Genomic DNA, 12987 nt, shown 5'->3' on the forward strand with positions numbered 1-12987 from the left:
GGGGGTGGGGAGAGGTTCGCTGGGCACGACGGAGATGCCCGCCCAGTAGCCGGGGGCAGTCCATCGCTTTACGGCCCCGGCGGACACCGAGCTGCCCGCCGCGATTCTCGCCCGGATGCTCGGCAAGACACCCCCTAGGCGGCGGTCTCCTGCTGCCATCCCAAGTGGCTCCAGCGCACACCCCGCCGAGCATGCGGGTCTTCACGCTCGCTGTGGTGCACAACGGTCAGACCATGGGCGCGCGCGAGCTGGATCGTCTCGTGCGCCGAGACGTCGAACATCCGTCGCCCGGCAGGGACGGGGCCGTGCCGCAGCGAGAGGACCACACGGCACTCGGGGGCGAGCATGTTGGCGATGCTCTGCATCGCCAACGACCGCTGCGGTTCGTCCAGATGCATCCATACGGCCGTCCGAAGGATCAGGTCGAAACGTCGGCCGCGGCTGCAAAGCACTCTCATTTCGGGCAGCGAGTCGTCGACCCATTCGAAGTCCTGGTCCCCGTGGATCTGTTGGCTCAGCGCACGAAGTTCCGGGGTGGGCTCAACGGCGACGACCACGTGCCCCTGGCCGGCCAGCGGGGCGGCGTCGCGGCCGCTGCCTGCTCCGATGTCGAGGATCACGCCGGGCTGAGAAGGGAACGAAGGAACAGGTGCAGTACGTCGCGGTGGACGTCGGTGAAGGAGACGCTCTCGTACTGCTCGACGAGCGCGTCGGCGGCTTCGCCATAGCCGGTGGTGCTGGGCCAGGGGGTTCGGATCGCTCACTCGCAGAGACGAGCGAGCGAGCCCGCCCCAGGGGCAGACCCACAGGCCCGGGCGGCATCTTGACCTGAAGTGTGATTGAGGTTGCTGAGAGGGCTGACCCGTGATGCCGCGCGGGCCGTCTTCCCCGAGGGCGTCGAGGCTGTGGAGGGCGACCTCGCCGCGCCGGCGTCGTGGGAGTCCGCGCTGGAGGGGGTGCGGTGGCTGTTTCTCGTGTCGCGCCTGGGGCCCGACGCCGACATACTCCAAGCCGCCCGGCAGGCGGGTGTGGAGCACGTCGTGCTGGTGTCGTCCATCACCGTCCAGACCCATCCGCACCTCGGCCCCGCCATCGACAACCTGGCGGTGGAGGAACTGCTCAAGGGCAGCGGCATGGCCTGGACGATCCTGCGGCCGACGCAGTTCGCCTCGAACGCCCTGATGTGGGCGGCTTCCATCCGTGCCCATGAGACCGTCCGCGCGCCGTACGCCGAGACTCCGTTGCCGACCATCCACCCGGCGGACATCGCGGCGGTGGCACGGGTGGCATTGACCGAGCCGGGCCACCGGGGGCATACGTACGCCCTGACCGGCCCCGAGCCGGTGACGGCCCGGCAGCAGGTCGAGGCCATCGCGGCGGCGCTGGGCCGGCCCATTCCCTTCGCCGAGATCAGCCGCCGACAGGCCTACGCGCAGATGGCCGAGGTCTTCGGCGCCGAGGTCGCGGACGCGGTGCTCGATGTGACGGGCGGAGACGTGAACGACGAGTTGCTGAGGGTGCGCGACACGGTTCCACGGGTCACCCGAGTGCCGGCCCGGCCGTTCCGGCAGTGGGCTTCGGAGAACGCCGCCGCCTTCCGGTGAGCCACCCCGGCAGGCCGGTGAGGGACCCGAATTCGCCTCCTCAAGGCAGGGACCAAGATCGTAGGGTCGGGCCATGACCCCAGGAATACCCACCGAGAACCAGTCCACCGCGCAGTTCGGCCGACCCGATGGAGGCGGCCGCGTGATCGACTCCACGGTCCATGTCCGGGTGGCGCGGCCCTCGCGGGACCTCGCCGCGGCCGAGCGCTTCTATGTGGACGGGCTCGGCCTGCACGTCCTGTGGCGCACCACCGAGCGCGTCCCGGGCGAGCATGACCTCGTCATGATCGGCCCGCCCGACGCCGGCTGGCATTTCGAGCTGACTCACGACCCCGAGCGCCCGCTGGAACCCACCCCGACAGTGGACGACCTGTTCGTGTTCTACCTGGGCGAGCCGGCGGACGAGGAGTTGGTCGACCGCCTGACGGTGTTCGGCGGCATCCGAGTCCCGGCCCACAACCCGTACTGGGACGAGTACGGAGTGACGATCGCCGACCCCGACGGCTACCGCCTGGTGCTCTGCTCCCGTACCTGGGGCTGAGGAGAGCGCGGCGGATGCCGAGAACTCCGACGCGATGACTGACGGATCGCGCCTGCGGACGGCTACGTTGCGGGAGTGACCTCCCCCCAAGGACAGCATCGTCGTGGCTCTGCCGGCCGCGGCATGCAGCGCATTGCTGACCGCGATGTGCGTCGGTGAGTTGTTCTCCTGACGGCACCACCTGTCGCGGTGACTTCGAACGTCGGGCCGGCCGGTGAGTGCGCACCCGGCACGACGCACGGCGTTATGCGAGGCATGCGGTTCGTGTCCCGACGAGTGTTGCGTGTACCTCACCTGTGGGTGCTGTTCAAGGAGAGGTCTCCGCGGCCAAGCTGAGCGTCGTGCTCCACAGGGATGCGGGTGCACTTCTGATCGGGTGGAGAACACGCCGGTGACGGCCAGAGCAGCGAACGGAGATCACTCGTGATTGTCGGAGTCCTCAAGGAAGCGCGGGCCGGTGAAAGCCGCGTCGCGGCCACGCCGGCCACGACCGAACAGATCCGCAAACTGGGGTACGACGTGGTCGTCGCCCCGGGCGCGGGGGTCGCGGCCGGCTTCACCGACAGTGCCTACGAGGCCGCCGGCGCGACCGTCGGCGAGGCGGAGGCCGCGGACGTGGTGTTGGGGGTCAACGCCCCCACCCCTTCGCAGCTGGACGCGGTACGCCCGGAAGCGACGGTGATCGCCCTGTTCGCGCCGGCCTTCGACCCGGCGATGGTCGAGGAGCTGGGCCGTCGTCCCTTCACGGTGCTGTCGATGGACGCCGTGCCGCGCATCAGCCGGGCGCAGTCGATGGACGTGCTGTCGTCCATGGCGAACATCGCCGGCTACCGGGCCGTCATCGAGGCCGCGCACGAGTTCGGGCGGTTCTTCACCGGCCAGGTGACCGCGGCGGGCAAGGTTCCGCCGGCGAAGGTCCTCGTCGCGGGTGCCGGTGTCGCCGGTCTGGCGGCGATCGGTGCGTCCGGCTCGCTCGGCGCGATCGTACGGGCGACCGACCCGCGGCCGGAGGTCGCCGACCAGGTCCGCTCACTGGGCGGCGAGTACCTGTCGATCGCGTCCCCGGAGGTGGAGGTCTCGAAGACCGGTTACGCCAAGGAGATGGGCGACGACTACAAGGCGCGCGAGGTCGAGCTCTACGCCGCGCAGTGCCGTGAGGTCGACATCGTCATCACCACCGCGCTGATCCCGGGCCGTCCCGCGCCGACGCTGATCACCGCCGAGATGGTGGCGAGCATGAAGCCGGGGTCGGTGATCGTCGACATGGCGGCCGCCAACGGCGGCAACGTCGAGGGCACCGTCAAGGGCGAGAAGACCGTCACGGAGAACGGCGTGACGATCATCGGATACACCGATCTGGCGGGCCGGCTGCCGGCCCAGGCCTCGCAGCTGTACGGCACCAACCTGGTGAACCTGCTCAAGCTGATGACGCCGGGCAAGGACGGGTCGCTGGTCCTCGACTGGGACGACCCGGTGCAGCGCTCGATCACCGTCGTACGCGAGGGCGAATCGGCGTGGCCGCCCCCGCCGGTCCAGGTCTCCGCGAACCCGGCCCCCGCGCCCGCGGCGGCCGCGACGGCGACCCAGGCGAAGCCGAAGAAGGCGCCGATGACGGCGAAGCAGACGTTCGGCGGCGTGGCCCTCGGGGCGCTGGCGCTGTTCCTCACCGCCGCGTTCGCCCCCGCGGCGCTGCTGCCCCACGTGACGGTCTTCGTGCTCGCGATCGTGATCGGCTACTACGTGATCGGGCACGTACACCACGCGCTGCACACGCCGCTGATGTCGGTGACGAACGCGATCTCCGGGATCATCGTCGTCGGCGCGCTCCTGCAGATCGGGCACACGAGCACGGCGGTCACGGTGCTCTCGTCCGTCGCGATCCTTCTGGCCAGTATCAACGTCTTCGGCGGCTTCGCGGTGACGCGTCGCATGCTCGCCATGTTCAACCGGAGCTGACATGTCTGCGACCCTCGCCGCACAGGCGGCCTACCTTGTTGCCGCGCTGCTCTTCATCCTCGCGCTGGCAGGACTCTCCAAGCACGAGTCGGCACGGCTCGGCAACGCGTTCGGCATGCTCGGCATGGGCGTCGCGCTCGTCGCGACGGTCGTCCTCGCGCTGGACGGCGACATCAGCGGCGCCGGCCTCGGCCTGATGGCCGCCGCGCTGCTGATCGGCGCGCTGATCGGCCTGCAGCGCGCCCGCGGCGTCGAGATGACCGGAATGCCCGAGCTGATCGCGCTGCTGCACTCCTTCGTCGGCCTCGCCGCCGTACTGGTCAGCTGGAACGGCTTCCTGAACGTCGAGCACGACCCGAACGGCCACGAGGCCAGGACCCTGGACGCGCTCGGCACCCTGGGCATCCACCACGCCGAGGTGTTCATCGGCCTGTTCATCGGCGCGGTGACCTTCACCGGCTCCATCGTGGCGTATCTCAAGCTCGCCGCGAAGATCGACTCCAAGCCGTTGGTGCTGCCGGGCAAGAACGCCCTGAACCTCGGCTCGCTGGTCCTCTTCCTCGCCCTCACGGTCTGGTTCGTGATCACGCCCGAGCTGTGGCTTCTGATCACCGTGACGGTCCTGGCGGTGGCCCTCGGCTGGCACCTGGTGGCCTCGATCGGCGGCGGTGACATGCCGGTCGTCGTCTCGATGCTCAACAGCTACTCCGGCTGGGCGGCGGCCGCCTCCGGCTTCCTGCTCGCCAACGATCTGCTGATCATCACCGGTGCGCTCGTCGGCTCCTCGGGTGCCTACCTGTCGTACATCATGTGCAAGGCGATGAACCGCTCGTTCCTCTCCGTGATCGCCGGCGGCTTCGGCATCGAGGCGCCGGCGGGCGCGGACGTCGAGTACGGCGAGCACCAGGAGACCACCGCTCAGGGCGCCGCCGAACTCCTGGGCTCGGCCCGCTCGGTGGTCATCACGCCCGGGTACGGCATGGCCGTCGCCCAGGCGCAGTACCCGGTCGCGGAGCTCACCGCGAAGCTGCGCGCGAAGGGCGTCGACGTACGGTTCGGCATCCACCCCGTCGCCGGCCGCCTGCCCGGCCATATGAACGTGCTCCTCGCCGAGGCCAAGGTGCCGTACGACATCGTGCTCGAAATGGACGAGATCAACGACGACTTCGCCAAGACCGACGTCGTCCTCGTGATCGGTGCCAACGACACGGTCAACCCGGCCGGAGCGGAGGACCCCAGCAGCCCGCTCGCCGGCATGCCGGTGCTCAACGTCTGGGAGGCCGGCAAGGTCATCGTGTTCAAGCGCTCGATGGCCTCCGGGTACGCCGGTGTGCAGAACCCGCTGTTCTTCCGTGAGAACACCGCGATGCTCTTCGGCGACGCGAAGGCCCGGGTCGAGGACATCGTCGGCGCCCTCTGAAGCGCGACAGGTGGGGACCTCCTGGCATCGGCGTGGACGGAGACGTCCACCCCGATGCCGGCAGGGCCCTCAGCCGCCGGGGACGGCCCCTCTATCGTTGTCGGTCGGGTGATCCGCACCCGTACGCACGCAGCTCAGGAGCTCCCATGCACCCCTTCGACGTCGAGACCCTGACGGCGGGACCGTGGCGCAACGGCGGGGGCGCCACGCGGGAGATCGTCTCGTGGCCGGTCGGCGCCGAGGAGTTCCAGTGGCGTGCGAGTGTGGCCGACATCGACCGGGACGGGCCGTTCTCGGCGTTCCCCGGAGTCGACCGGACGTTCACGCTCCTGGTGGGCGACGGCGTACGGCTGACCGCCCCCGGGGGGTTCGACCGGACGGCGCGAGCGGGGGAGCCCCTCGCGTTCTCCGGTGACCTGCAGCTGACCGCCCGACTGCGGGGCGGGCCCTGCCGAGTGCTCAACATCATGGTGCGGACCGGCCGTTGGACGGCCAGGGTGGACCGGATCACCGGGCCTGTCCTGCCGGCCGGCGGCCACGCCGGGGTGTTCCACGTGCTGCGCGGCCACTGGTGGACGGGCACGGAGGGGCGCCTTCTGGCTGCCGGCCAGGGTGCGTGGTGGGGCGGGAACGACGACGCGCCGGGCCGGGGGCTCGCACCGCTCTCACCCGACGCCGTCGCCCTGTGGGCGGATGTCGCGCCCGTGGGGTGAGTACGGGTGCCCAGGCACGGGATCCGTACGGCGGATCGACTGCGCACCTGGGCCGAACGATCGGAGCATCGCGCGAAAGCGGCTATGCGCCGGCCGGGCCGACGGCCGCCGGGCCGGCCGACCTCCACCAGGCGATCACTCGGGCGGCCATCGCTTCGGGCCGCGAGCCCGGAGCGTCCAGCTCGAAGTGATCCTCCAGCTCGTGCCGTAGGAATTCACCGATCGCGCTCCGGTCGGCGCCGGCATGGAGCCGCTGGAGCAGAGGGGCGAGCATGCGGTCGTACTCGTCCCGCACGGCGTCGGCGACGCCGATCGGATCCCACTCGTTCAGCAGACGGCGCAGGTCGTTCTCGGTCGAGGTGTTCCACGGTCGCATCGCCCCAGACTGCCACGCGGAAACGACCGCCATCACGGGACTTTTCGGAGGCACTCCGGCAGCGCCGGGTGTTCGTCGCTGCGTACGGCGGGGAGCCAGGCCGTCGGGGGCTCCGAGCCGGCCGGGAGGCGGACACGGAACCAGCGGGTGGACCGCCGGTCCTCCTCGTCGATGATGGGCTCCCCGGCGGGCACCTGGCAGTCGGCGGTGAGAACGTCGCCGTGCCACACCCTGGTCGGCACGACGTTCTCCGCGGTGTAGGGCCGCTCGGGATCGATCGCCAGGCCCAGGCTGCAGCGCGGATTCCGGTCGGCCCGCTCCCGGCACCCCCGCTCCGCGTTGTACACCCGGACCGCGCCGGGGGTCGTCGCGGCCGCACCGCCGGGCGGCGCGGCCGAGGGAGCCCGTACCGCGTCCGAGCACAGGGTCGCGCCGGCGATCCCGCACAGCGCCGTGGCCAGGACGGCGGCGCGGGCCCGGCCGCCACGCCGTCCCGGCCCCGCCCCGGGTGACTCCTGGTGGGCGGTGATACGGGCCAGCAGGCTCTCGGCCGTGTGGGGGGCGCGGGCCTCGTGGGACGGGGCGAGGCAGTCGGCCGCCAACTGCCGCCAGAACGGCGGCACGGCGTGGTCCATGCGCAGCGGCGCCCGCCCCTCGCCGTACTCCTGGACCGCCGCGCCCCGCGCCACGGGTGTCGCCCCGGCGAACGGGGAGCCGCCGGACGCGAACACCTCGTGGATGACGATGCCCAGCGCCCAGATGTCCGCGGACGGCCGGACCCGCACGCCGAGTTCACCGAGGGGCGCCCGCCAGCGCTCGGGCGGGAAGTAGTCCAGGGTGCCCATGGGAGGCGCGTACCCGTGGGTGCCCGTCAGCTCGGTGGCGAGGCCGAAGTCCGAGAGCTTCACGGAGCGGTCCCTGCCCAGCAGGACGTTCTCCGGCTTGAGATCCGCGTGGACCCAGCCCGACCGGTGCAGATGGGCGAGCCCCTCGCAGACGCCCGCGATCAGCCGGCCGCGCTCGGCCTCCGGAACGCCCGCGTCGACCAGTTCCCGCAGACTGCCGGCGGCCCGTTCCATCACCAGCACGATCGCGCCCTCCAGGGCGGGGCGGTCGGGTGCGGTCAGGACGAACGACTCCAGGAGGCCGATCAGCCGGGGATGCCCTGCCCTGCGCCCGAGTTCGACCTCGCGGTGGGCGGATTCGACGATCCTGCGCACCTGGCGCGGCGCGAGACCGGCGGTCGGCATGATCTTGAGTGCGACATCGGCGGAGACCGGAGGCGTGGCGCTCCCGCCGGTTCGGCCCGGGCGACCGTCGGGTCCCGGAGGCGTGGTCGCCCCGCCGGTTCCTGCCGGGCGCCCGTCGGCCGGACGGGCCGCGTAGACCGTGGACCAGCCCCCGGAACCGATCAGCTCGGTGACCACCCAGTCTCCGACCCGGTAGCCGGCGGGGAGCAGGTCCGTACGGTCGCACTCCGTGGTGCCCCCCAGGCCGTGCGGCGGTCTCATCGCGCGGCCTGCCGCTCCCGCCCGCCGGCCCCCGCCAGGGGCGGCAACAGCGCGAGATGCTCCTCCCGTACGAGCCCGAACCGCAGCGCCAGCCCGACGATCTCCTCCCGCTTGCCGTTGCGGCGCTCGCCCTTGCCGGGCTCGTGCGCGTCCGGGGCGCCGATGCGCAGCTTCTCCTCGGCGAGATAGTCGATGTGCGAGCTGACCGCCCGCGCGGTCAGCGCGCCGCAGGTGACATGCCCCCGGAGCCGCTCGACGATCTGGGGAGTGGTGGGGACCGCCACACGCGACTGGTCGCGCAGGCGCGGTTCGCAGAGTGCGACCAGGACGAGGAAGTACGTGGCCGTCTCGTCCAGGGAGTACGCGGTGACCGTGCTGTTCCCCCAGGGAACACCCATGGCCTCCGGGTCCAGATAGACATGGTCGGGAGCGAACACCTGGAAGGAGACCGGGACGTCACCGCGGGTGGGCAGCACCACGCGCGCGAACTCGAACGGGATCGGCGCCCCGACCCGGCGCGGCGGCACCCTCAGGTATTCGCCCGCTCCCTCAGGGTTCTCCACGAGATAGCTGTGGGTGGTGCTGTGGTTCGTCAGCTGCCAGTGGTCGTCGGTCACATGGATCTCCCCGGCGAGCCGGGAGATCGCCGGGTCGTCGAGGCGCAGCTCGACGGGGATCGCCGTGGAGCCCCGTCCGAAGCGGGCGACCTCGCCGGGCCCCAGCCGCAACGTCACCGCGTCACCGTGCGGTTCGCCTCCGACGGCGCCACCGCTTCCCCCCGGCAGATGGACGACTACGCCGCTCACCGCTCCCCCCGTTCCCCGCGTCGCTTGTCCGACCAGCGGAACGATACTCACCTCTCCGGGGAGTTCACCGGCGTACTTCGGCCACATCGACCGAACCGGCCGCCGGGGGGCCGTGGTTGCCTCGTTCCCGACCGCGCACAGTGGGGAAAGTCACCGTACGGGCAGGCGGGAGCCCGATGGCGGCGGGAGGGGCGGAGGGAACGGAGCACCCGGCCCCCGGCCACGTGGCGCGATCCGCACGCCGCGCTCAGAGAGCGGGGCTGCCCGACACGAGGGGCGCGACCGCGTGATCCCCGAAGGCCGTCCACGGCTGCCAGCCGCCGCTCGGCCCGGCCTGGACGCGGGTCCGCATCCGGCCCGCGAGGGTGACGGCGAAGACGTGCAGCCGTCCGGCGGCGTCGAGCGCCGCCGTCGGCGTGGCGGCGAGCCGGAGGCCGGGCTCCCCCGAACTCTGCGCCGGGATGCGTGTCCCCACCCGGGGCGACCTGCCAGCGGTGGCCGAGCCGGGCGCCGCCGGGCGTCAGCGAGAACGCCTCGAGGCGGCCGTCGGCGTTCACGGCGAACGCCGGGGCGGCGGCGCTCCAGCCGAACAGTGGCAGCCACTCGTCCCAGCCGCCGCTCGGCACGGTCTGCCGTCGGACGAAGGTGCCCACGCCGGACGGTCCGATCGCGGCGACGCCGAGCCGGCCGCTGCCGTCCCTGGCCACCCGGGGCGCGGCGCCGGCCGCGGTGCCGAACCGGTGCCATGTCGCGGTCCAGGGACCGCCGGGGGATTCCTGCCAACGGTGGTCGATGCCCGAGCCGCCGGGCGCGAGGGCGAACACCTCAAGGCGGCCGTCGGCGTTCGCCGCGACGACCGGTGGCGCGCTCGCCGCCCCGCCGAATCCCGCCTCCCACGGGTCCCAGACCGTGGCCCCGGCCGACCTCTGCCGTCGCCGCGCGACGGAGGCGCCGCCGGGGCTCAGGGCGAAGACCTCCAGACGACCGGAGGCGTCGCGCGCCACGGCGGGAGCCGCACCGGCCGGACCGCCGAACTCCTCCCAGTCGTGCCAGCCGCCGTCCGGCCGCTGCACCCGGTGGTGCAGATTGACGCCGCCCGGGGCGAGCGAGAAGACCTCGAGCCGGCCGTCGGTGGTGCGGCCGAGCGTGGGAACCGCACCGGCGGGCCCGCCGAAGGGCTCCCACCCCGACCAGCTGTCCGTGTGCGGGTCGAGCTGGACGCGCCGCAGCATCGAGCGGTCGCCCGCGTCGAGGGCGAACACCGTCAGGCGGCCGTCCACGTCGAGACCGGCCACCGGGTTGTCGGGGCTCTGCCACGGCGGTGGCGTGTCCCGCCACGACAGGGGCGCCACGTACAGCCCGTTCCGGAACCAGCCCGCGGCGCTGGCGTACCAGCTCTCCCCGGCGCGGACCACCTCGACGGCGTGACCGGCCACATGCCCCGCGTATCCGTCGAGCCCGAAACGGAACGGGTTTCGCGACGCGAGGACGTCGGTGCCCTCGTAGCCGTTGCGCGGACCGATGAACAGGTAGTACCAGCCGTCTCGTTCGACGACGCACGGCGACTCGGTGACCGAGACGGTCGCGTCCGTGCTCGCGTCGGTGAACGCGATGCCCGGCTCCCCCCAGTGCAGCAGATCGGCGGAACGCCGGTAGGCCACGACATGGTGGCCGCCCGGGCCGGAGAGTTCGGTGTAGTACATGACCCACTCGCCGCCGACCCGCAGCACCATCGGGTCGCGCGCCGCGAGCCCCCGGAACAGCGGGCCGGACGGTTCGCGGGTCCAGGTGAACAGGTCGGTCGACGTGGCGAGGTTGACGGCCGCACCGCTCGCGCCGCCCGCGGCGTAGAACATCCAGAACCTGCCGCCCGCCTCGACCACGTGCGGTGCCCACAGGTGTTCCTCACCGAAATAGGACGGGTCGACGGTGAGCGCGTCGGGGTGGCTGGTCCACGGTCCGTGCGGGCTCGGCGCGGAGGCGTGGGCGAAGGAGATCTCCGCCGCGCTGTCCGGGGATTCACCGCGCGGCGCGCTGTTTCCGACGATGCCGAACAGGTGCCAGCGGCCCTGAGCCTCGATCAGGGTGTGATCGTTGAGATAGCGGGGGCCCGCGGAGGTGGACGGGTCGTAGACGTACGTGAAGGGCCCCGCGCCGACCCACTGCGGGGCCGGCGCGGACGCGGAGGGCGTCGCGGCGGCGGCCGGGCCGGCGCCCAGGAACGGGAGGGCGCCGGCGCCGGCCGCACCGCGCAGCAGGCTTCGTCTGCTGATCGGAAGCATGGGTTCCTTCAGTGGGGTCGGTCGGGTCGGTCGACGGTGGACGGTCGGTCGGGTCGGACGACGGCCGGGCAGGTCAGCCGACGCCGGGGCCTGCGGTGCCGTTGAGCCAGAGCCACTCGGACCAGGTGGAGAAGCCGGTCTGCCACCTGTGGAACGTACCGGCGTGGCTCGTGCCGAAGACTTCGATCCGGCCGTCGGCGTTGGTGGCGGCCGTGACCTCGGTGCCGCCGGTGCCGAAGGACGCCCATTCGCTGTAGGGGGCGTTGACGGCGGTCTGCCAGGTGTGCATGGCGGTGGTGCCGTTGATGGCGAAGACCTCGACGCGCCCGTCGGGGGTGCGTTCGCTGGTGAGCTGTGAGTCGGCGGGGCCGCCCGTGGGTTCCCACTCGGACCAGCCGGCGGGGCCCGTCTGGTACCGGTGGAAGACACCCACCGGGCCGGAGGCGAACACCTCCAGGCGTCCGTCGGCGTTGTGGTCGACGGTCAGGTCGTGTCCGCCCTCCCCGAAGGCGCCCCACGGGGACCAGCCGCCGTTGGGTGCCGTCTGGTAGCTGTGCTGGAAGGTGGTGCCGTTGAGGGCGAACACCTCCAGGCGTCCGTCGGGTGCCTTGCCCATCTCCACCCGGCTGTCGGCCGGGCCGCCGCCCGTGGACTCCCACTCCGACCAGCCGCCGTTCGGGGCGAGTTGATACCGGTGGAATAGCCCCGCCGGGCCCGACGCGTAGACCTCGATGCGGCCGTCGGCGTTGACACCGGCCGCCGTGTCCCGGCCGCCCTCACCGAAGGTCTCCCATCCCGACCAGCCACCGGACGGGTTCAGTTGCCAGCGGTGCTGGAAGGTGCTCCCGTTCAGGGCGAGCAGTTCCAGGCGGCCGTCGGCGTTCGGCGCGAGGGCGAGTTCGGCGTTGCCGGGCCCGCCGAGCGACTCCCATTCCGACCAGTCGCCGTTGACCGCCTGCTGCCAGGCGTGGTGGATGCCGTCGGCTCCGGCGGCGAACACCTCCAGACGTCCGTCCGCCGACCGCGCGGACACGACCCGGCCGGACTCCGCCGGGTACACGAGCGGCTGGGGCCGCGGACCGCTGCCCGGCGTGCAGGGCAGGACGACGCCGCGCTCCGCCAGGTAGGGCTCGGGGTCGATTCCGTACGTGGCGGACCGGTCGCCCCAGATCCGCAGATGGAGGTGGGGACCGGTGGACTGCCCCTCGGAGCCCATCAGGGCGATCTGCTGGCCGGCCACGACGCGGTCGCCGGCGGCGACGTCCCGCCGGGTCATGTGCCCGTACTCGGAGATCCTCCCGTCGGGGTGCTGAACCCGGATCCACTGGCCGTAGCCGGGCTCGCGCCCCGAGATGGTGACCTCGCCGTCGCCCACGGCGTAGATCGGCGTTCCGACGTCGTTGGCGATGTCGACACCGTTGTGGTCGCTGTGGAAGTGCTGGGACACGAAACCCGCGGCCGGACAGGCCGCGGCGGCGACGGTGGCGCCGACGGCGACGGTGGCGGTCCGGGCGGCCGCGGCCGGAGTCGCGGGCACCAGCGCCGGCAGCAGCAGGGCGGCTGTCGCCGCCAGAACCCAGGTCACTGCGCGTCGGGAAAGTCCTGGAAGCACGAGACCTCCTCCCCGTGGCTGTCTCGGGGTGAGTGGGACGGACATACGGGCGGTACGGAAGCTAGCAACGGAGCGGGGTCCCGCAGACCCCGGAAGGTTACGGACTGACAGGCGGCGGCACGTCCGCTATGAGTCCGTCGTCGCTGGTCATCGGGATTTCATCGGT

Annotated in this window: 11 protein-coding genes; 5 read left to right on the forward strand and 6 right to left on the reverse strand. The window is 72.2% G+C overall.

Annotation, left to right across the window (positions count from 1 at the left end; all coding sequences use genetic code 11):
- Nucleotides 1-134: 134 nt before the first annotated feature.
- On the reverse strand, nucleotides 135-620 hold the full coding sequence (locus ACIRB4_RS16490) for a class I SAM-dependent methyltransferase (RefSeq protein WP_403291783.1): 486 nt from the start codon (nucleotides 618-620) through the stop codon (nucleotides 135-137).
- Nucleotides 621-839: 219 nt separating this feature from the next.
- Here ACIRB4_RS16490 and ACIRB4_RS16495 point away from each other — a divergent pair, with 219 nt between their 5' ends.
- From ACIRB4_RS16495 to ACIRB4_RS16515, 5 genes are all read left to right on the forward strand, one after another.
- The gene (locus tag ACIRB4_RS16495; RefSeq protein WP_403291784.1) at nucleotides 840-1604 is read left to right on the forward strand and encodes an NAD(P)H-binding protein; all 765 of its coding nucleotides are present in this window, start codon (nucleotides 840-842) and stop codon (nucleotides 1602-1604) included.
- A gap of 73 nt (nucleotides 1605-1677) precedes the next feature.
- Entirely contained in the window at nucleotides 1678-2145 is a 468-nt protein-coding gene (locus tag ACIRB4_RS16500) for a VOC family protein (RefSeq protein WP_403291786.1), read from the forward strand.
- 423 nt (nucleotides 2146-2568) lie between these two features.
- Nucleotides 2569-4101, forward strand: coding sequence for a Re/Si-specific NAD(P)(+) transhydrogenase subunit alpha (locus tag ACIRB4_RS16505; protein ID WP_403291788.1), 1533 nt, complete (start codon nucleotides 2569-2571; stop codon nucleotides 4099-4101).
- Between the two features lies 1 nt (nucleotide 4102).
- Nucleotides 4103-5521: a Re/Si-specific NAD(P)(+) transhydrogenase subunit beta gene (gene pntB, locus ACIRB4_RS16510; protein WP_403291790.1), complete on the forward strand. Its 1419-nt coding sequence runs from the start codon at nucleotides 4103-4105 to the stop codon at nucleotides 5519-5521.
- A 146-nt stretch (nucleotides 5522-5667) separates the two neighbouring features.
- Nucleotides 5668-6234, forward strand: a complete 567-nt coding sequence (locus ACIRB4_RS16515) for a HutD family protein (protein WP_403291792.1) — start codon at nucleotides 5668-5670, stop codon at nucleotides 6232-6234.
- Between the two features lie 82 nt (nucleotides 6235-6316).
- Here ACIRB4_RS16515 and ACIRB4_RS16520 read toward each other — a convergent pair whose 3' ends face one another.
- The 5 genes from ACIRB4_RS16520 to ACIRB4_RS16540 form a co-directional block, all read right to left on the reverse strand.
- Complete coding sequence (locus ACIRB4_RS16520; RefSeq protein WP_403291793.1) at nucleotides 6317-6610, reverse strand: hypothetical protein; 294 nt, start codon at nucleotides 6608-6610, stop codon at nucleotides 6317-6319.
- Between the two features lie 32 nt (nucleotides 6611-6642).
- Nucleotides 6643-8121: a serine/threonine-protein kinase gene (locus tag ACIRB4_RS16525; protein WP_403291794.1), complete on the reverse strand. Its 1479-nt coding sequence runs from the start codon at nucleotides 8119-8121 to the stop codon at nucleotides 6643-6645.
- Nucleotides 8118-8927: an FHA domain-containing protein gene (locus tag ACIRB4_RS16530; RefSeq protein WP_403291796.1), complete on the reverse strand. Its 810-nt coding sequence runs from the start codon at nucleotides 8925-8927 to the stop codon at nucleotides 8118-8120. Before ACIRB4_RS16530 ends, ACIRB4_RS16525 begins: the two co-directional genes overlap by 4 nt.
- A gap of 47 nt (nucleotides 8928-8974) precedes the next feature.
- A complete protein-coding gene (locus ACIRB4_RS16535; RefSeq protein ID WP_403291798.1) occupies nucleotides 8975-11209 on the reverse strand; it encodes a family 43 glycosylhydrolase in 2235 nt (744 codons plus the stop codon).
- A 73-nt stretch (nucleotides 11210-11282) separates the two neighbouring features.
- Complete coding sequence (locus ACIRB4_RS16540; RefSeq protein ID WP_403291800.1) at nucleotides 11283-12821, reverse strand: peptidoglycan DD-metalloendopeptidase family protein; 1539 nt, start codon at nucleotides 12819-12821, stop codon at nucleotides 11283-11285.
- Nucleotides 12822-12987 lie beyond the last annotated feature (166 nt).

Origin of the sequence: Streptomyces sp. NPDC093600, from assembly GCF_044764755.1 — a bacterium.
GTDB lineage: Bacteria > Actinomycetota > Actinomycetes > Streptomycetales > Streptomycetaceae > Streptomyces.

Excerpts from the sequence above, each read along its gene's own strand:
- pntB (WP_403291790.1), top strand. The coding sequence starts at position 4,103 with ATGTCTGCGACCCTCGCCGCACAGGCGGCCTACCTTGTTGCCGCGCTG.
- ACIRB4_RS16525 (WP_403291794.1), bottom strand. The coding sequence starts at position 8,121 with ATGAGACCGCCGCACGGCCTGGGGGGCACCACGGAGTGCGACCGTACG.
- ACIRB4_RS16520 (WP_403291793.1), bottom strand. The coding sequence starts at position 6,610 with ATGCGACCGTGGAACACCTCGACCGAGAACGACCTGCGCCGTCTGCTG.
- ACIRB4_RS16535 (WP_403291798.1), bottom strand. The coding sequence starts at position 11,209 with ATGCTTCCGATCAGCAGACGAAGCCTGCTGCGCGGTGCGGCCGGCGCC.
- ACIRB4_RS16515 (WP_403291792.1), top strand. The coding sequence starts at position 5,668 with ATGCACCCCTTCGACGTCGAGACCCTGACGGCGGGACCGTGGCGCAAC.
- ACIRB4_RS16500 (WP_403291786.1), top strand. The coding sequence starts at position 1,678 with ATGACCCCAGGAATACCCACCGAGAACCAGTCCACCGCGCAGTTCGGC.